Source organism: Mycobacterium sp. NPDC050041 (assembly GCF_049541695.1).
Taxonomy (GTDB): domain Bacteria; phylum Actinomycetota; class Actinomycetes; order Mycobacteriales; family Mycobacteriaceae; genus Mycobacterium.
This window is the reverse complement of sequence record NZ_JBMVDG010000004.1, coordinates 305,660-322,299: the sequence shown is the minus strand read 5'-3', so window position 1 is coordinate 322,299 and position 16,640 is coordinate 305,660. Positions and strand designations below refer to the sequence as shown.

Annotated in this window: 15 protein-coding genes; 10 read left to right on the top strand and 5 right to left on the bottom strand. The window is 70.0% G+C overall.

What is annotated here, in order from left to right:
• The first annotated feature begins 18 nt into the window (after positions 1–18).
• The 6 genes from ndk (at position 19) to proB (ending at position 7,084) form a co-directional block, all read left to right on the top strand.
• Positions 19–429: a nucleoside-diphosphate kinase gene (gene ndk / locus ACPCHZ_RS15830; RefSeq protein WP_364981747.1), complete on the top strand. Its 411-nt coding sequence runs from the start codon at positions 19–21 to the stop codon at positions 427–429.
• Between the two features lie 310 nt (positions 430–739).
• Positions 740–3,658: an Rne/Rng family ribonuclease gene (locus ACPCHZ_RS15825; RefSeq protein WP_423485595.1), complete on the top strand. Its 2,919-nt coding sequence runs from the start codon at positions 740–742 to the stop codon at positions 3,656–3,658.
• Between the two features lie 188 nt (positions 3,659–3,846).
• Positions 3,847–4,158 (top strand): 50S ribosomal protein L21, encoded by a 312-nt coding sequence (rplU, locus tag ACPCHZ_RS15820; protein ID WP_364981741.1) that lies wholly within the window; start codon positions 3,847–3,849, stop codon positions 4,156–4,158.
• Positions 4,159–4,172: 14 nt separating this feature from the next.
• Complete coding sequence (gene rpmA, locus ACPCHZ_RS15815; RefSeq protein ID WP_423485594.1) at positions 4,173–4,439, top strand: 50S ribosomal protein L27; 267 nt, start codon at positions 4,173–4,175, stop codon at positions 4,437–4,439.
• 75 nt (positions 4,440–4,514) lie between these two features.
• Complete coding sequence (gene obgE / locus ACPCHZ_RS15810) at positions 4,515–5,960, top strand: GTPase ObgE (RefSeq protein ID WP_423485593.1); 1,446 nt, start codon at positions 4,515–4,517, stop codon at positions 5,958–5,960.
• Positions 5,957–7,084: a glutamate 5-kinase gene (gene proB, locus ACPCHZ_RS15805; RefSeq protein WP_423485592.1), complete on the top strand. Its 1,128-nt coding sequence runs from the start codon at positions 5,957–5,959 to the stop codon at positions 7,082–7,084. Before obgE ends, proB begins: the two co-directional genes overlap by 4 nt.
• Here the strand turns inward: proB and ACPCHZ_RS15800 are convergent.
• From ACPCHZ_RS15800 to ACPCHZ_RS15790, 3 genes are all read right to left on the bottom strand, one after another.
• A complete protein-coding gene (locus tag ACPCHZ_RS15800) occupies positions 7,081–7,695 on the bottom strand; it encodes a hypothetical protein (protein WP_423485591.1) in 615 nt (204 codons plus the stop codon). The two genes, proB and ACPCHZ_RS15800, sit on opposite strands and share 4 nt — an antisense overlap.
• A gap of 8 nt (positions 7,696–7,703) precedes the next feature.
• Positions 7,704–8,540 (bottom strand): NAD-dependent protein deacetylase, encoded by an 837-nt coding sequence (locus ACPCHZ_RS15795; RefSeq protein ID WP_423485590.1) that lies wholly within the window; start codon positions 8,538–8,540, stop codon positions 7,704–7,706.
• A 67-nt stretch (positions 8,541–8,607) separates the two neighbouring features.
• Positions 8,608–9,147 (bottom strand): cysteine hydrolase family protein, encoded by a 540-nt coding sequence (locus ACPCHZ_RS15790; protein ID WP_423485589.1) that lies wholly within the window; start codon positions 9,145–9,147, stop codon positions 8,608–8,610.
• A 43-nt stretch (positions 9,148–9,190) separates the two neighbouring features.
• Between ACPCHZ_RS15790 and ACPCHZ_RS15785 the strand changes: the two genes are divergently transcribed.
• Positions 9,191–11,233: an NAD(+) synthase gene (locus tag ACPCHZ_RS15785; RefSeq protein WP_423485588.1), complete on the top strand. Its 2,043-nt coding sequence runs from the start codon at positions 9,191–9,193 to the stop codon at positions 11,231–11,233.
• A 6-nt stretch (positions 11,234–11,239) separates the two neighbouring features.
• Here the strand turns inward: ACPCHZ_RS15785 and ACPCHZ_RS15780 are convergent, their stop codons facing one another.
• The gene (locus tag ACPCHZ_RS15780) at positions 11,240–12,088 is read right to left on the bottom strand and encodes an enoyl-CoA hydratase/isomerase family protein (protein ID WP_364981718.1); all 849 of its coding nucleotides are present in this window, start codon (positions 12,086–12,088) and stop codon (positions 11,240–11,242) included.
• Positions 12,024–12,917, bottom strand: a complete 894-nt coding sequence (locus ACPCHZ_RS15775; protein ID WP_423485587.1) for a ribokinase — start codon at positions 12,915–12,917, stop codon at positions 12,024–12,026. The genes ACPCHZ_RS15780 and ACPCHZ_RS15775 overlap by 65 nt, the downstream gene beginning before the upstream one ends.
• 84 nt (positions 12,918–13,001) lie before the next feature.
• Here ACPCHZ_RS15775 and ACPCHZ_RS15770 point away from each other — a divergent pair, with 84 nt between their 5' ends.
• From ACPCHZ_RS15770 to ACPCHZ_RS15760, 3 genes are read left to right on the top strand one after another with little or no spacing between them, the layout of a single operon-like run.
• The gene (locus tag ACPCHZ_RS15770) at positions 13,002–14,249 is read left to right on the top strand and encodes a glutamate-5-semialdehyde dehydrogenase (RefSeq protein ID WP_423485586.1); all 1,248 of its coding nucleotides are present in this window, start codon (positions 13,002–13,004) and stop codon (positions 14,247–14,249) included.
• Positions 14,250–14,275: 26 nt separating this feature from the next.
• Complete coding sequence (locus ACPCHZ_RS15765; protein ID WP_264015382.1) at positions 14,276–15,163, top strand: AAA family ATPase; 888 nt, start codon at positions 14,276–14,278, stop codon at positions 15,161–15,163.
• Positions 15,163–16,608, top strand: coding sequence for a vWA domain-containing protein (locus tag ACPCHZ_RS15760; RefSeq protein ID WP_423485585.1), 1,446 nt, complete (start codon positions 15,163–15,165; stop codon positions 16,606–16,608). The genes ACPCHZ_RS15765 and ACPCHZ_RS15760 overlap by 1 nt, the downstream gene beginning before the upstream one ends.
• Positions 16,609–16,640: the final 32 nt, after the last annotated feature.

Below are 16,640 nucleotides of genomic sequence, written 5' to 3'. Positions count from 1 at the left end.
CCGGTACGCTCTCATTCCGTGACTGAGCGGACCCTGGTACTCATCAAGCCCGACGGTGTGAAGCGTCGCCTGGTCGGAGAGATCCTGAGCAGGATCGAGCGTAAGGGGCTGACCATCGCGGCCCTCGAGCTGAAGAACGTGAGCGAGGAACTCGCCCGCAAGCACTACGCCGAGCACGAGGGCAAGCCGTTCTTCCCGTCGCTGCTGGAATTCATCACCTCCGGACCGGTGCTGGCCGCCGTCGTCGAAGGACCGCGCGCCGTTGCCGCATTCCGTCAGATCGCCGGCGGAACCGACCCGGTGGAGAAGGCCGTGCCCGGCACGATCCGCGGCGACCTGGCGCTCGTCACCCAGGACAACCTGGTCCACGGCTCGGATTCGCCCGACTCCGCGGTGCGCGAGATCGAGCTCTGGTTCCCGGGCGGCTAGACCGGCCGCAACGCGAGTTTGCGGCGCTTGGTCGGTCGGGCGCCGATGGTGTGGGATACTGGTCTCGGGTGAGCGGCCTTCATCCGAGGCCGGCCTACCCGAATGAAGACTTCGACGAGCGCGACCATCGTCTCGAACGATGTGGCGCAGACCGTCCAGCCGTCATTCAGCCAGGCACCGAGTAGGTCCTGACCTGGGGCCGCCCGGAGCGAGACCACAACAAGTCCGGAGAAGTGACTGCCGGGCACAAGAGCGCAAGCCCTCGCGTGGCCGCGTCGATACGACGCGCCCGGGGGCTCGAGGAGAATACGTGGCCGACAGTGACAACTTTGCAGCCCACAACGAAGAGCTCGCAGCGGCGGAGCCCCCGCCGCCGGCCCAGCCTCAGGACGGCCTTCCCGACCGGTTGAGGGTCCATTCGCTGGCCAGGGTGCTCGGCACCACCAGCAAGCGGGTGCTCGACGCGCTGGCGCAGTTCGACGGACGCACCCGCAGCGCACACTCGACCATCGACAAGAGCGACGCCGAACGGGTACGCGACGCCCTCGCGTCGGCGGAAGCCGACGGCCCCGCAGAAGTGGCCGCGCCCCAGCAGCCGGCGGATCAGCTCGCCGAGGCGGCTGCCGAACCGGTCGCCGAGGAGCGGACCGAACCGGCCGCCGTCGAGGAACCCGAATCCCGGCTGATGCTGGAGACGGCTCCCGCGCCCGCCGCCTACCTACCGCTGTTCGTCGCGCCGCAGCCGGTCACGGCCGAGGCCCCGGACGACGATGACGACGACGACGAGGACGACGAGCCCGAAACGGCGTCGGACTCCGATGACGACTCGGGCGACCGGCCCGCGGCGCGCAGGCGCCGGCGCGGACGCCGTGGCCGTGGCCGCGGCCGGGGCGAGCAGAGCGACGACGCCGGTGACTCCGAGGGCGACGATCAGCCGGACAATCAGGACGAATCGGCCGATCAGGACTCCGGGGACGACTCCGACGACGACAACGGGGACGACGACGGCCAGGACTCCGAAGGCGCCACCCGCCGCCGGCGCAGGCGTCGCCGCCGCAAGTCCGGTTCGGGCGACGACGGTGAGTCGGGCTCGCCGGACGACCCGCCGAACACCGTCGTACACGAACGGCCCCCGCGCGAGAAGTCGTCGAAGAACGCCAAGGACCCCGACGAGATCCAGGGCATCAGTGGGTCGACCCGGCTGGAAGCCAAGCGGCAGCGCCGCCGCGACGGTCGCGACGCGGGCCGTCGCCGGCCGCCGATCCTGTCCGAGGCGGAATTCCTCGCCCGCCGCGAGGCCGTCGAACGCGTGATGGTGGTGCGCGACAGGGTCCGCACCGAACCCCCCCACGAGGGCGCCCGCTACACCCAGATCGCCGTGCTCGAGGACGGGGTCGTCGTCGAGCACTTCGTCACCTCGGCGGCCCAGTCGTCGCTGGTCGGCAACATCTACCTCGGCATCGTGCAGAACGTGCTGCCGTCGATGGAGGCGGCGTTCGTCGACATCGGCCGCGGCCGCAACGGCGTGCTCTACGCCGGTGAGGTGAACTGGGAGGCGGCCGGACTCGGCGGCGCCCAACGCAAGATCGAGCAGGCCCTCAAGCCGGGCGACTACGTCGTGGTCCAGGTCAGCAAGGACCCCGTCGGCCACAAGGGCGCACGGCTGACCACGCAGGTGTCCCTGGCAGGCCGCTACCTGGTGTACGTGCCGGGCGCGTCGTCCACCGGGATCAGCCGCAAGCTGCCCGACACCGAGCGTCAGCGGCTCAAGGAGATCCTGCGCGAGGTGGTGCCGTCGGACGCCGGCGTGATCATCCGCACCGCCTCCGAGGGCGTCAAAGAAGAGGACATCCGCTCCGACGTCAATCGGCTGCAGGAGCGCTGGAATCAGATCGAGGCCAAGTCCACCGAGGTCATCGGCAAGAAGGCCGGCGCCGCGATGGCGCTCTACGAAGAGCCCGACGTGCTGGTCAAGGTCATCCGCGACCTGTTCAACGAGGACTTCTCCAGCCTCATCGTGTCCGGTGACGAGGCCTGGAAGACGATCGACAGCTACGTCAGCGCCGTCGCCCCCGACCTGGTGCCGCGGCTGACCAAGTACGAGCCGGCCGGCTCCGCCGAGGGCGGCACGGCTCCCGACGTGTTCGCCGTGCACCGCATCGACGAACAGCTCGCCAAGGCGATGGACCGCAAGGTGTGGCTGCCCTCGGGCGGCACCCTGGTGATCGACCGCACCGAGGCGATGACCGTCGTCGACGTCAACACCGGCAAGTTCACCGGCTCCGGCGGCAACCTGGAGCAGACGGTCACCCGGAACAACCTGGAGGCCGCCGAGGAGATCGTGCGCCAGCTCCGGCTGCGCGACATCGGCGGCATCATCGTCATCGACTTCATCGACATGGTGCTGGAGAACAACCGCGACCTGGTGCTGCGCCGTCTGACCGAGGCGCTGGCCCGCGACCGCACCCGTCACCAGGTGTCGGAGGTGACCTCGCTCGGGCTGGTGCAGCTGACCCGCAAGAAGTTGGGCACCGGTCTCGTGGAGGCGTTCTCCACTGCGTGCCCGCACTGCGCCGGACGCGGCATCCTGCTGCACGGCGACCCGGTGGACTCCACGTCGTCGGGCGGCGGGCGCAAGTCCGACTCCGGCGGCGGCGGTCAAGCCGGCGGTGGTGGCGGCGGCAGTCGGCGCGGCAAGCGCGGCAAGAAGGCCGCCAAGACCGAGGAGGTCCCGGTCGTCAAGGTGCCGAGCCATCCGGCCGGCGAGCATCCGATGTTCAAGGCGATGGCCGCAGCCAACGGCAAGCCCGAGGACGACGACTCCGACGGCGGCGAGGACGACGAGAACATCGCCGGCGGCGAGCGCGCGGACGACGAGAAGCTGCACGAGGCCGTCGGCGAGGAACTGGCCGACGAGGACTTCGAGGACTCGGATGACGAGGACGACTCGGACGATTCCGACGAGGAGGACTCGGACGAGGACGAGTCCGACGACGAGATGGAACTCGACGACGACGAGGATGAGGACGAGGACGACGACATCGACGTCATCTCCGACGACGACGAGGATTCCGACGACGAGGATTCCGACGACGAGGATTCCGACGACGACTCCGACGACGACGAGGACGACGACGACCTGGTCGAACCCGAGGTGATCGCCGCCCCGAGCCGGCGGCCGCGGCGACGGGCCGCCGCCAGGCCCGCGGGCCCGCCGGCCGCCGACTGAGCGGACGGCTGGCGGTTTGACCCTCTACCCGCTGGTCACGTACCCTTGACCAGTTGTCACCAGGCTGCATGTGATCCGGGCCGGTGGCAGCGGGAACAGGTGGTCAACACACCTGAAGCCCGCACCCCAAGACCCGCGCTCGCGCCCACGGGTAGCGCGCGCCCGCGATACGAAGAGGTAGACCATCGATGGCGAGCTACGCAATCGTCAAGACCGGCGGCAAGCAGTACAAGGTCGCGGTCGGTGACATCGTGAAGGTCGAGAAGCTCGACGCCGACGCGGGTGCTTCGGTCTCGCTGCCCGTCGCGCTGTTCGTGGACGGTGCGAACGTCACCAGCGCCGCCAAGGAGCTGGAGAAGGTCGCCGTCACCGGCGAGGTGCTCGAGCACACCAAGGGTCCCAAGATCCGTATCCACAAGTTCAAGAACAAGACCGGCTACCACAAGCGCCAGGGGCACCGTCAGCAGCTGACCGTGCTCAAGGTCACCGGAATCAAGTAGGGGAGCGAACGGACATGGCACACAAGAAGGGCGCTTCCAGCTCTCGCAACGGTCGCGACTCCAACGCTCAGCGTCTGGGCGTGAAGCGGTTCGGCGGCCAGGTCGTCAAGGCCGGCGAGATCATCGTGCGTCAGCGCGGCACCCACTTCCATCCCGGAGTCAACGTCGGCCGTGGTGGTGACGACACGCTGTTCGCCACCGCTCCCGGCGCCGTCGAGTTCGGCAACAGGCGCGGCCGCAAGCTCGTCAACATCGTCCCGGTCGTCCGCCCGGAGGCTTAAACTTCGCGACGGTGACGCTGCGGTGGACTCGCGAGCGCTTTTCCGCCCCAGCGTTACTTTCGGAGGAGTACTGCAATGCCCCGCTTCGTCGACCGCGTCGTGATTCACGCGACCGCGGGCAACGGCGGTCACGGCTGCGCCTCGGTGCACCGCGAAAAGTTCAAACCCCTCGGCGGTCCCGACGGCGGCAACGGTGGCCGCGGTGGCAGCATCGTGCTGGTCGTCGATCCGCAGGTGCACACGCTGCTGGACTTCCACTTCCATCCGCATGTCGTCGCGCCCTCCGGTAAGCAGGGCGCGGGCAGCAATCGTGACGGCGCTGCGGGCGCGGACCTTGAGGTGCGGGTGCCCGACGGCACCGTCGTGCTGGACGAGCAGGGCCGGGTGCTCGCCGATCTGGTCGGTGCCGGTTCACGATTCGAGGCGGCCGCCGGTGGACGCGGCGGGCTGGGCAACGCGGCGCTCGCATCACGGGCCCGCAAGGCGCCCGGTTTCGCGCTGCTCGGCGAGAAGGGGCAGGTCCGCGACCTCACCCTCGAACTCAAGTCCGTCGCCGACGTCGGCCTGGTCGGCTTTCCCTCGGCCGGCAAATCGTCTCTGGTGTCGGTGATCTCGGCGGCCAAGCCCAAGATCGCCGACTACCCGTTCACCACGCTGGTGCCCAACCTGGGCGTGGTGTCGGCGGGGGACCACACGTTCACGGTGGCCGACGTGCCCGGACTGATCCCCGGCGCGTCCGAGGGCCGTGGCCTCGGCCTGGAATTCCTGCGCCACATCGAGCGGTGCGCCGTGCTCGTGCACGTCGTCGACTGCGCGACGCTGGAACCGGGCCGCGACCCGGTGTCCGACATCGAGGCGCTGGAGGCCGAATTGGCCGCCTACACCCCGACGCTGCAGGGTGACACCGCGCTGGGTGACCTCGCCGAACGGCCACGCGCGGTGGTACTCAACAAGATCGACGTGCCGGACGCGCGCGAGCTCGCCGACTTCGTCCGCGACGAGGTCGCCCGCCGTTTCGGCTGGCCGGTGTTCGAGATCTCCACCGTGAGCCGGGACGGCCTGCGGCCGTTGACGTTCGCGCTGTGGGAACTGGTCAGCTCCTACCGGGCGGCACAGCCTCCGGTGGTGCCGAGGCGCCCCGTCATCCGTCCCGTCCCCGTCAACGACAGCGGCTTCACCGTGGAGTCCGACGGCCGTGGGGGATTCGTGGTGCGCGGCGCGCGGCCCGAACGCTGGATCGGCCAGACCGACTTCGAGAACGCCGAGGCCGTCGGCTATCTCGGCGACCGGCTCAACCGGCTCGGGGTCGAGGACGAACTGATCAAGCTCGGTGCGAAGCCGGGTTGCGCGGTCACGATCGGCGACGTGACCTTCGACTGGGAGCCGCAGACCCCGGCCGGTATCGACATGCCCCTGTCGGGCCGCGGCACCGACATCCGCCTCGAGCAGACCGACCGCGTCCGGGCCGCCGAGCGCAAGGTCGCCAGGCGGGAGCGCCGCCGCTCCGGCGGTGACGAGTGACGTCCGACGGGGCCGGACACGCGGTCTCCGCGCACCGGGAGGCCGTCCGCACCGCCCGCAGCATCGTCGTCAAGATCGGCACCACCGCGCTGACCACTCCGGCCGGGGTGTTCGACGCAGGCCGGCTGGCGACGCTGGTCGAGGCGATCGAGGCCCGGATGAAGGCCGGCTCGGACGTGGTGATCGTCTCCTCGGGCGCGATCGCCGCCGGTATCGAACCGCTGCGGTTGTCCCGGCGGCCGGCCGACCTGGCGACCAAACAGGCCGCCGCCAGCGTCGGACAGGTCGCCCTGATCAACGCCTGGAGCACGGCGTTCGCCCGCTATCAGCGCACCGTCGGACAGGTCCTGCTGACCGCGCATGACATCTCGATGCGGGTCCAGCACACCAACGCCCAGCGCACCCTCGACCGGTTGCGGGCGCTGCACGCGGTGGCGATCGTCAACGAGAACGACACCGTGGCCACCAACGAGATCCGGTTCGGCGACAACGACCGGCTCTCCGCGCTGGTGGCGCACCTGACCGGCGCCGACGCGCTGGTGCTGCTGTCGGACGTCGACGGCCTCTACGATTCCGATCCGCGAAAAGGCAGCGCCCACTTCATCTCCGAGGTGGCGCGTCCCGACGATCTGGACGGCGTGGTCGCCGGCCGTGGCAGCCATCTGGGCACCGGCGGCATGGCGTCGAAGCTGTCGTCGGCGTTGCTCGCCGCCGACGCAGGAGTGCCGGTGCTGCTCGCCGCTGCCGCCGACGCGACCGCCGCGCTGGCCGACGCGTCGGTGGGCACCGTCTTCGCGCCACGCGCCGAACGCATGTCGGCACGGCGGTTCTGGGTCCGGTACGCCGCGGAGGCCGCCGGCGCGCTGACGCTGGACGACGGTGCGGTGCGTGCCGTTGTCGGACAACGACGTTCGCTGCTGTCCGCGGGCATCACCGCGGTGTCCGGCCGGTTCTACGGCGGCGACGTCGTCGAACTGCGGGCACAGGACGCCACCATGGTGGCCCGCGGGGTGGTGGCCTACGACCACTCCGAACTCGCCACGATGCTCGGCCGCTCCACCTCCGACCTGCCCGCCGAGATGCGCAGGCCCGCCGTGCACGCCGACGACCTGGTCGCCGTCTAGCGGTTCGCCAGCCGTCCCACGAACCGCTTGATCCGGGTCGCGCGCAGGGCGGCTTCCTCGAGGGGGTCGTCGTCGGACGGCCGGACCCGGATCCCCTTCGCCTCGGCGGTCGCGGTGAGCGACGACCGCACGGCGCCGTCCGCGAGCAGCAGCGTGGCCAGGATGCCCGGCGACAGGGTGCGACGCCGCACCAGGCCGCGGTAGTTGATCTCGGCGGGGATCTTCACGTCCACCGAGCGCAGCGTGTCACCGGTCGCGGCGACGATCGCCGTCAGCGCGGCGTCCGAGGCGACACCCACCATCAGGCTGCGCCCAGGGAAGCGCGGCAGCGGCAGCTTGTTCAGCTGCTTGTCGAGGGCGCCGGAGAACAGGTAGCCGAACAAGCTGACCGTCTCGATGTCGTCGACGTCGGACCACTCGACGTCGTCCCCGTCGAATTCGACGGCCTCGGCGCTGATGGCGACCCCACCGAAGTAATTGAGCAGGCGCAGCGGCGCGGCGAGCACATCGGGGGGTCGCAGCACGGCGGTCAGTGTCTCGCCGACACCGGCGGCCCATCTGCCGTGGACGGGGCCGGGATCGGGACGCCAGCGGTCCAGCACGGAAGTCACCCGGGCAGTCAAGCGGAGGCAGACAGCGCAGGCAACTCGTCGGCCAGCAGCGCCAGCATCGGTGAGCAGCCGTTGTCGAGCTTCACCGTCGCCAGGTCGTCGCCGCGGGTGGGTCCGCGGTTGAGGATCGCGACCGGCATCCCGCGCGCCGAGGCGTTCCGGACGAACCGGTACCCGGAGAACACGGTCAGCGACGATCCGGCCACCAGCAGCACGTCGGCCGCGTCGACCATCGCGTACGCCCGGTCCACCCGCTCCTTCGGCACGCTCTCGCCGAAGTACACGATGTCGGGCTTGAGCATTCCGCCGCAGCTCGGGCAGTCGACGATGCGGAACGACGACGTGTCACCGACGACGGCATCCGCATCCGGGGCGACGGCGATCCCGCCGACCGCCTCCGCCCGCTCCAGGAAGCCTGGATTGGCCGCCTCCAGCAGATCGCCCAGTGCCGCACGGGAGATGGTGTGCCCGCAGTCCAGGCAGACCACCTGCGCGTACGTGCCGTGCAGATCGATGACGTGCCTGCTGCCCGCCTTGGTGTGCAGCAGGTCGACGTTCTGCGTGATCAGCCCGCTGACCACGCCGGCGCGCTCCAACGCGGCGAGCGCGCGGTGCCCGGCGTTGGGCAGGGTCGCGGCCATGTGCCGCCAGCCCACATGATTGCGCGCCCAGTAGCGCTGCCGGAACACCGGGTCGCCGGTGAACTGGCGAATCGTCATGGGATTGCTCGGCGGCGAGTCCGGGCCGCGGTAGTCCGGGATACCGGAGTCGGTCGACATCCCCGCGCCGGTGAGCACCGCGACTCGCCTGCCCCGCAGCAGGGCGACGAGTTCGGGTGATTCCACGTCCACCAGAATAGGCGGAGGCCAGACAACGGCCCCGTGACCGCAGCTCAGGGGCTGTTTCGACCGGTCACCCCAAGCACTCGGCGGCCGGGATGATCTCGGCGCTCATGTTGTCCTTCATCATCGTCAGCGCCGCGTCGCTGAGTTCGGCGTCGATGTGTGCCACCGCGTCGGGCGGGACGACGACGGGGAAGTGCCTGACATAGGCGTCGAGTGCGGTGTAGAGGATGCACTGCTCGGTGACCTGCCCGGTGAGGATCAGCCGCTCGGGTTCCAGCTGATTCAGCAGGTATGCCAGCGAGGTGGCGTAGAAGGCGCTGTGGCGAACCTTCGTCATCACCCGGCAGCCCTGTTGCGGGACTATCGGCTTGACGAGGTCTGGGCGTTCGCCGTCGAGCGCCGAGCGCACGATGTCACTGAACTCGGCGGTGAAGTCGCCGTAGTTGTCGTTGACGTAGATGAGGTCGACGTCGTCGCGTCGGCGGGCCTCGGTGACGAGTCCGGCCAGTGGATCGACGATCTTCTCGACGTTCGGCGCCAGCTTCTCGGCGTCGGGATGGTCGTAGGTGTTCATCATGTCGATGATCAGCATGGCGGTCTTGCTCATGGTTGCCTGCATACCCCGCCGTCTCAGCGGGCAACATGAGGGCATGGATTTCTTCTCGGCCTACCGGCACGGCTTCGTGCGCGTCGCCGCGTGCACCCACACCACGGCCCTCGCCGACCCTGCGGGCAACGCGGACTCGGTGATCGGGTTGGCGCGCGAGTGTCACGACGAGGGTGTGGGACTGGCGGTGTTCCCCGAGCTCACACTGACGGGTTACTCCATCGAGGACGTCGTCCTGCAGGACGCGCTGCTCGAGGCGGTCGAGGCCGCACTGCTCGACATCGTGGCCAGGTCCGCGGATCTGCTGCCGGTGCTGGTCGTCGGGGCGCCGCTGCGTCACCGCAATCGGGTGTACAACACCGCGGCCGTCATCCACCGCGGACGAATCCTCGGCGTCGTTCCCAAGTCCTACATCCCCAACTACCGCGAGTTCTACGAGAAGCGTCAGCTCGCTCCCGGCGACGACGAGCGGGGGGAGATCCGGGTGGGCGGCGAGGAGGTGCCGTTCGGCACGGACCTGCTCTTCGCCGCGGCCGACGTGCCCGCGTTCGTGTTGCACGTCGAGATCTGTGAGGACATGTGGGTTCCGGTGCCGCCGAGTGCCGAGGCGGCGTTGGCCGGGGCAACGGTGCTGGCGAATCTGTCGGGCAGTCCCATCACGATCGGCCGCGCCGAGGACCGCAACCTGATGGCACGCTCGGCGTCGTCCCGGTGCCTGGCGGCCTACGTCTACGCGGCGGCCGGAGAGGGCGAGTCGACGACCGACCTGTCCTGGGACGGGCAGACGATGATCTGGGAGAACGGCGTCTGTCTCGCGCAGTCCGAACGGTTCCCCAAGGGGGAGCGCCGCTCGGTGGCCGACGTCGACGTCGAACTGCTCCGCAACGAGCGCGTGCGGATGGGCACGTTCGACGACAACCGCCGCCACCACGGCATCGACGAGGACGCGTTCCGGCGCGTCGAGTTCACCCTGGAGCCGCCGGCCGGCGACATCGGTCTGCGCCGCGAGCTCGAGCGGTTCCCGTTCGTGCCGGTCGACCCGGCCCGGTTGGAGCAGGACTGCTACGAGGCCTACAACATTCAGGTGGCCGGGCTCGAGCAGCGACTGCGGGCGCTGGACTTCCCGAAGATCGTCCTCGGGGTGTCCGGTGGTCTGGACTCCACCCACGCTCTCATCGTGGCGGCGAAGGCGATGGACCGGGAGAACCGTCCGCGCAGCGACATCCTGGCGTTCACCCTGCCCGGCTTCGCGACGGGTGAGCGCACCAAGAGCAACGCCACCCGGTTGGCCGAGGCGCTGGGCGTGACGTTCGAGACCATCGACATCACCTCGACCGCAGAGCTGATGCTGAAGAACATGGACCACCCTTTCTCGCGCGGGGAGAAGGTCTACGACGTCACGTTCGAGAACGTGCAGGCCGGCCTGCGCACCGACTATCTCTTCCGGTTGGCGAACCAGCGCCGCGGGATCGTGCTCGGCACCGGTGACCTCTCGGAACTCGCGCTGGGCTGGTCGACCTACGGCGTCGGCGACCAGATGTCGCACTACAACGTCAACGGCGGCGTCCCGAAGACGCTCATCCAGCACCTGATCCGGTGGGTCGCCTCATCGAAGCAGTTCGACGAGGCGGTCAACGAGGTGCTCCTCGATGTGCTGGACACCGAGATCAGCCCGGAACTGGTACCGGCCGGCGAGGACGAGGAGATCCAGAGCAGCGAGGGCAAGGTGGGACCCTATGTGCTGCAGGATTTCTCGCTTTTCCACGTACTGCGCTACGGGTTCCGTCCGTCGAAGGTCGGTTTCCTGGCCTGGCACGCGTGGCACGACGCCGGCTCGGGCGACTGGCCGTCGGGCTATCCCGACGACAAACGGCCGGAGTACTCGCTGAAGGACATCCGGCACTGGCTGCAGGTGTTCGCCCAGCGGTTCTACTCGTTCAGCCAGTTCAAGCGGTCGGCCCTGCCGAACGGGCCGAAGGTGTCGGCGGGCGGATCGTTGTCGCCGCGCGGCGACTGGCGGGCTCCGTCGGACATGTCGGCGCGCATCTGGCTCGACGAGATCGAACGCGAGATCCCGGAGAGCTGACCGGCGTCAGAGGCGCCCGTCGATGCGCAGGTCCGGGTGCACCCACTCGGGGGAACGCCGCTGCTTGAACGCCATGAAGCCCTCGATCGACTCGGGTGCGCCGAGGCTGGCCTGCATCCCGATGCGGTCGTAGAGGCCGACGTAGGCGTCGATGCTCGACTTGATCGCCGAGCGGGCGCCGGGCGCGGTCCGGCAGCACTGGGCGAGCACCTCACGAGCGGCGTCGTGCAGGTCGTCGTGGGCGACCACCCGCGCCACCATGCCCCAGTCCAGCGCCTCGGCGGCGGACAGCGTGCGGCCGGTGAACATCAGGTCGCGGGTGCGGACCGGTCCGATCAGCCGGGCCAGCATGTGGCTGTAGTAGGTGTCGGCGATGCCGCGGTAGAGCTCGGGCACCCGGAACGTCGCCCGCTCGCTCACCACGGCGATGTCCGCACACAGCGCGATCTGCAGCCCGCCGCCCTGACACAACCCGTTGACCGCGGCCACCACCGGCTTGACCGACTGCCGCAGCGTGTCGAACGGCAGTGCGTCCATCCCGAGCGCGGATCCGAACGTCAGCCAGTTGTCCTCGCCGCCACCGCCCATGTCACCGCCGGGGGCGAACACGTCACCGGCGCCGGTGATCAGCAGACCGGCCAGGTCCGGGTCGGCGTCGACGTGCTTGACGGCGTACTTGATGCCGAAGTACATCGCCGGGGTCATCGCGTTGCGCGCCTCGGGACGGTCCAGTGTGCAGACGCCGAACGGACCCTCCCTGTCGAAGCGCAGGAACTTCGTTCCCAGCCAGTCACCGTCGGGTGGTCGCGGAGCGTCGGTCACGCTGTCTCCCTTGCTGTTCGTCGTCGATGGCATCTGAGCACGGCGCGCAGTCACCCGCACCGGGTACCAGGGTGGCCAGCGCGCCTGCCACACACGCGCGGCGCAGCGCCGCTTCGTGACCGCCGAGCCAGTCCGCCGCCAGCACACCGGCGAAGACGTCACCCGCCCCGGTGGTGTCGACCGCCCGGACGGCCGGCGCGGGGACGTCGAAACGCTCCCCGTCGCCCAGGTAGCTCGCGCCGCGTGCGCCCCGGGTGATCACCAGATGCGGCACCGGCCAGTGCCAGTCGGCCGCTTCCGCCTCGTTGACCACCACCACGTCCGCCAGTTCGGACAGGGCGAGCAGCTCGTGGGCCTTCGCGCCGGCGGGCGAGGCGTTGACGACGACGACCGCGCCGGCGTCGCGGCCCAGCCGCGCAGCGTGGACGGCAGTCGGGACGGGGATCTCCAACTGCAGCAACAGCACCTCGCAGGCGGCGATCACGTCGCGCACCGCCGCGGAACCCACGTCGAGCCGGGCATTCGCGCCCGGCGCCACCACGATGCTGTTCTCCGCGGCCGCGTCGACCATGACCACCGCAGAGCCGCTGGGCCCCGGCACGGTGATCACCCCGTCGAGGCCTACTCCGTTGCCGCGCAGATGGCCCCGCAGCGACTGTGCGGCCGCGTCGTCACCGAGTGCGGCGACCAGCGCCACCTCCGCGCCGGCCCGCGCGGCGGCCACCGCCTGGTTGGCGCCCTTGCCGCCCGGCGCGCTCGACGTCGAGGTCGCCAGCACCGTCTGTCCGGGCCGCGGCAACGCGGAGACCCGGTACGTCACGTCGGCATTCACACTGCCGACCACGCAGACCCGCGTCGCCATAGTCTTCCCACGCTAGACCAGCGCCACCACCCGCGGTCCCTGACACGCGTCGAGCGCCGGGCGCAGGTCCGATACGCTGGGCTGATGAGTCTGCAAGCACCGCCGGTTGCCGACTTGCGCCAGCAGGTCCACGATGCCGCCCGACGCGCCAGGGTCGCGGCCCGCGTCCTGGCGACGCTGCCCACGGCGACCAAGGACCGGGCACTGCACGCCGCGGCCGACGCCGTGCTGGCCCGCGTGCACGACATCCTCGCGGCCAACACCGTCGACCTCGACACCGCACGGGCCGCAGGCACCCCGGCCGCAATGCTCGACCGGCTCGCCCTCAACCCCCAGCGGGTGGACGGCATCGCCGCCGGGCTGCGTCAGGTCGCCGGACTGCCGGATCCGGTGGGCGAGGTGCTGCGCGGCCGCACGCTGCCCAACGGCCTGCAGCTGCGTCAGCAGCGGGTGCCGCTGGGTGTCGTCGGCATGGTCTACGAGGGCAGGCCGAACGTCACGGTGGACGCCTTCGGGCTCACGCTGAAATCCGGCAACGCCGTACTGCTGCGCGGCAGTTCGTCGGCGGTGCACTCGAACGAGGCACTGGTGGTCGCGCTGCGCGCCGCCCTGGCCGCCGAGGGGCTCCCCGTCGACGCCGTACAGCTGCTGCCGAGTCACGACCGTGCCAGCGTCACCCATCTCATCCAGGCCCGCGGCCTGGTGGACGTGGTGATCCCGCGCGGGGGAGCCGGCCTGATCGACGCGGTGGTGCGCGACGCCCAGGTGCCCACCATCGAGACCGGTGTCGGCAACTGCCACGTGTACGTCCACGAAGCCGCGGATCTCGACGTCGCCGAACGGATCGTGCTCAACGCCAAGACCCGTCGGCCCAGCGTGTGCAACGCCGCCGAGTCTCTGCTGGTCGACGCGTCGATCGCCGACCGGGCGGTGCCCCGCCTCGTCGGCGCGCTGCAGGCCGCCGGGGTGACCGTGCACGCCGACCCCACCGAGGACGAGCTGCGGGCCGAATTCCTCTCGCTGGACATCGCGCTGTCGGTGGTCGACGGGCTCGACGCCGCCATCGCACACGTCAACGAATACGGCACCGGCCACACCGAGGCCATCGTCACCACGAATCTGGCTGCTGCGCAGCGCTTCACCGAACAGGTCGACGCGGCGGCGGTGATGGTCAACGCATCCACCTCGTTCACCGACGGTGAGCAGTTCGGATTCGGCGCCGAGATCGGCATCTCGACCCAGAAGCTGCACGCCCGCGGGCCGATGGGACTGCCCGAACTGACCTCGACCAAATGGATCGTCTGGGGAGACGGTCAGACCCGCCCCGCCTGACTTCACCGTTCCTAGGAGACTCACCCGTGAGCGTTCCCGCACGCCCCGCGCCGCTGTTCGCCGACATCGACGATGTCGCCGCCAAGCTCGCCGAGACGGGCTACCTGCCCGACACCGCAACGGCCACGGCGGTTTTCCTCGCCGACCGGCTGGGCAAGCCGCTCCTCGTGGAAGGACCCGCCGGCGTCGGCAAGACCGAACTGGCCCGCGCGGTGGCCCAGTGCACCGGCTCGGAGCTGGTGCGGCTGCAGTGCTACGAGGGCGTCGACGAGGCCAGGGCGCTGTACGAGTGGAACCACGCCAAGCAGATCCTGCGCATCCAGGCGGGCAACGCGGCCGATGCCGGCGACTGGGACCAGACCAAGATGGACGTCTTCTCCGAGGAGTTCCTGCTGTCGCGGCCGCTGCTGACGGCGATCCGGCGCACCGACCCGACGGTGCTGCTCATCGACGAGACCGACAAGGCCGACATCGAGATCGAGGGTCTGCTGCTCGAGGTGCTCAGCGACTTCGCCGTCACGGTGCCCGAACTCGGGACCATCAAGGCCGAGCGCGCACCCTTCGTGGTGCTCACCTCCAACGCCACCCGCGAACTGTCCGAAGCGCTCAAGCGCCGCTGCCTGTTCCTGCACATCGACTTCCCGGACCCGGACCTCGAGCGGCGGATCCTGCTCTCACGGGTGCCCGACCTGCCCGAGCACATCGCGTCGGAACTGGTGCGCATCATCGGGGTGCTGCGCGGCATGCAGCTCAAGAAGGTGCCGTCGGTGGCCGAGACCATCGACTGGGGCCGCACGGTGCTGGCGCTGGGCATGGACACCATCGACGACGCGATGATCGCCGCCACCCTGGGTGTGATCCTCAAACACCAGTCCGACCAGCAGCGCGCCGCAGGAGAGCTGAGGCTCAACTGATGCCGCCGCGTCGCGTCCGGCCTCCCCAGCCGCTGGCCCCGCACGGCCTGCCGGGTCACCTGGTCGAGTTCGTCGAAGCGCTTCGCGGACAGGGCATCTCCGTGGGCCCGTCGGAGACCGTGGACGCCGGCCGGGTGATGACGGTGCTCGGGCTCGGTGACCGGGAGGTGCTGCGCGAAGGCATCGCCTGCGCCGTGCTGCGCAGGCCCGATCACCGCGACACCTACGACGCGATGTTCGACCTGTTCTTCCCCGCCGCGCTCGGCGCGAAGACCGTGCTGGAGGACGAGGACGGCGAGAGCGACGACGAGCAGGGGCTGCCGCCCGAGGACATCGAGGCGATGCGCGACGCGCTGGTGAAGATGCTGGCCGACAACCCCGACCTGGCCAACCTCGACGAGCGACTGATCGCGATGATCGCGCAGATCGTCGAGGCCTACGGCCGCTACAACTCCAGCCGCGGACCGTCCTACTCGTCCTACCAGGCGCTCAAGGCGATGAGTCTGGATGACCTGGAGGGCCGGCTGCTCGCCGGACTGCTGGCCCCGTACGGCGACGAGCCGTCACCCACCCAGGAGCAGATCGCCAAGGCGCTTGCCGCGCAGCGGATCTCGCAGTTGCGCAAGATGGTGGAGTCGGAGACCAAGCGCCGCACCGCCGAACAGCTCGGGCGTGAGCACGTGCAGATGTACGGCGTGCCGCAGCTCGCGGAGAACGTCGAATTCCTGCGCGCGTCCGGTGAGCAGCTGCGCCAGATGCGCCGGGTGGTGGCCCCGCTGGCCCGGACCCTCGCGACGCGGCTCGCCGCGCGGCGGCGACGGTCACGCGCGGGCGAGATCGACATGCGCAAGACGCTGCGCAAGTCGATGTCGACCGGCGGGGTGCCGATCGACGTGGTGCTCAAGAAGCCGCACCCGGCCCGACCCGAACTCGTGGTGCTGTGCGACGTGTCGGGCTCGGTGGCCGGGTTCAGCCACTTCACGCTGATGCTGGTGCACGCACTGCGCCAGCAGTTCTCCCGGGTGCGGGTCTTCGCCTTCATCGACACCACCGACGAGGTCACCACGCTGTTCGGGCCGGACGCCGACCTGGCCGTCGCGGTGCAGCGCATCACCCGCGAGGCGGGCGTCTACACCCGTGACGGCCATTCCGACTACGGCAACGCGTTCTCGTCGTTCCTGCACGGCTTCCCGAATGTGCTGAGCCCGCGCAGTTCGCTGCTCGTGCTCGGCGACGCCCGCAACAACTACCGCAATCCCGAGATCGATCTGCTCACCCAGATGGTGACGGCGAGCAGGCACGCGCACTGGCTCAACCCCGAACCGCGGCACCTGTGGGGCAGCGGCGACTCGGCGGTGCCGCGCTACGAAGAGGTCATCACCATGCACGAGTGCCGGTCGGCCAAACAGCTCGCCGGCGTGATCGACGCCCTGCTGCCCATCTGATCCGCTTCGCTCCTGCCCGCCGGTGACGCTCC

What these genes read in the sequence shown, in the direction of transcription:
- ACPCHZ_RS15760 (WP_423485585.1), top strand. Translation starts at nt 15,163, where the DNA reads ATGCCGCCGCGTCGCGTCCGGCCTCCCCAGCCGCTGGCCCCGCACGGC.
- rpmA (WP_423485594.1), top strand. Translation starts at nt 4,173, where the DNA reads ATGGCACACAAGAAGGGCGCTTCCAGCTCTCGCAACGGTCGCGACTCC.
- ACPCHZ_RS15785 (WP_423485588.1), top strand. Translation starts at nt 9,191, where the DNA reads ATGGATTTCTTCTCGGCCTACCGGCACGGCTTCGTGCGCGTCGCCGCG.
- ACPCHZ_RS15775 (WP_423485587.1), bottom strand. Translation starts at nt 12,917, where the DNA reads ATGGCGACGCGGGTCTGCGTGGTCGGCAGTGTGAATGCCGACGTGACG.
- ACPCHZ_RS15790 (WP_423485589.1), bottom strand. Translation starts at nt 9,147, where the DNA reads ATGAGCAAGACCGCCATGCTGATCATCGACATGATGAACACCTACGAC.
- ACPCHZ_RS15780 (WP_364981718.1), bottom strand. Translation starts at nt 12,088, where the DNA reads ATGCCATCGACGACGAACAGCAAGGGAGACAGCGTGACCGACGCTCCG.
- ACPCHZ_RS15770 (WP_423485586.1), top strand. Translation starts at nt 13,002, where the DNA reads ATGAGTCTGCAAGCACCGCCGGTTGCCGACTTGCGCCAGCAGGTCCAC.
- obgE (WP_423485593.1), top strand. Translation starts at nt 4,515, where the DNA reads ATGCCCCGCTTCGTCGACCGCGTCGTGATTCACGCGACCGCGGGCAAC.
- rplU (WP_364981741.1), top strand. Translation starts at nt 3,847, where the DNA reads ATGGCGAGCTACGCAATCGTCAAGACCGGCGGCAAGCAGTACAAGGTC.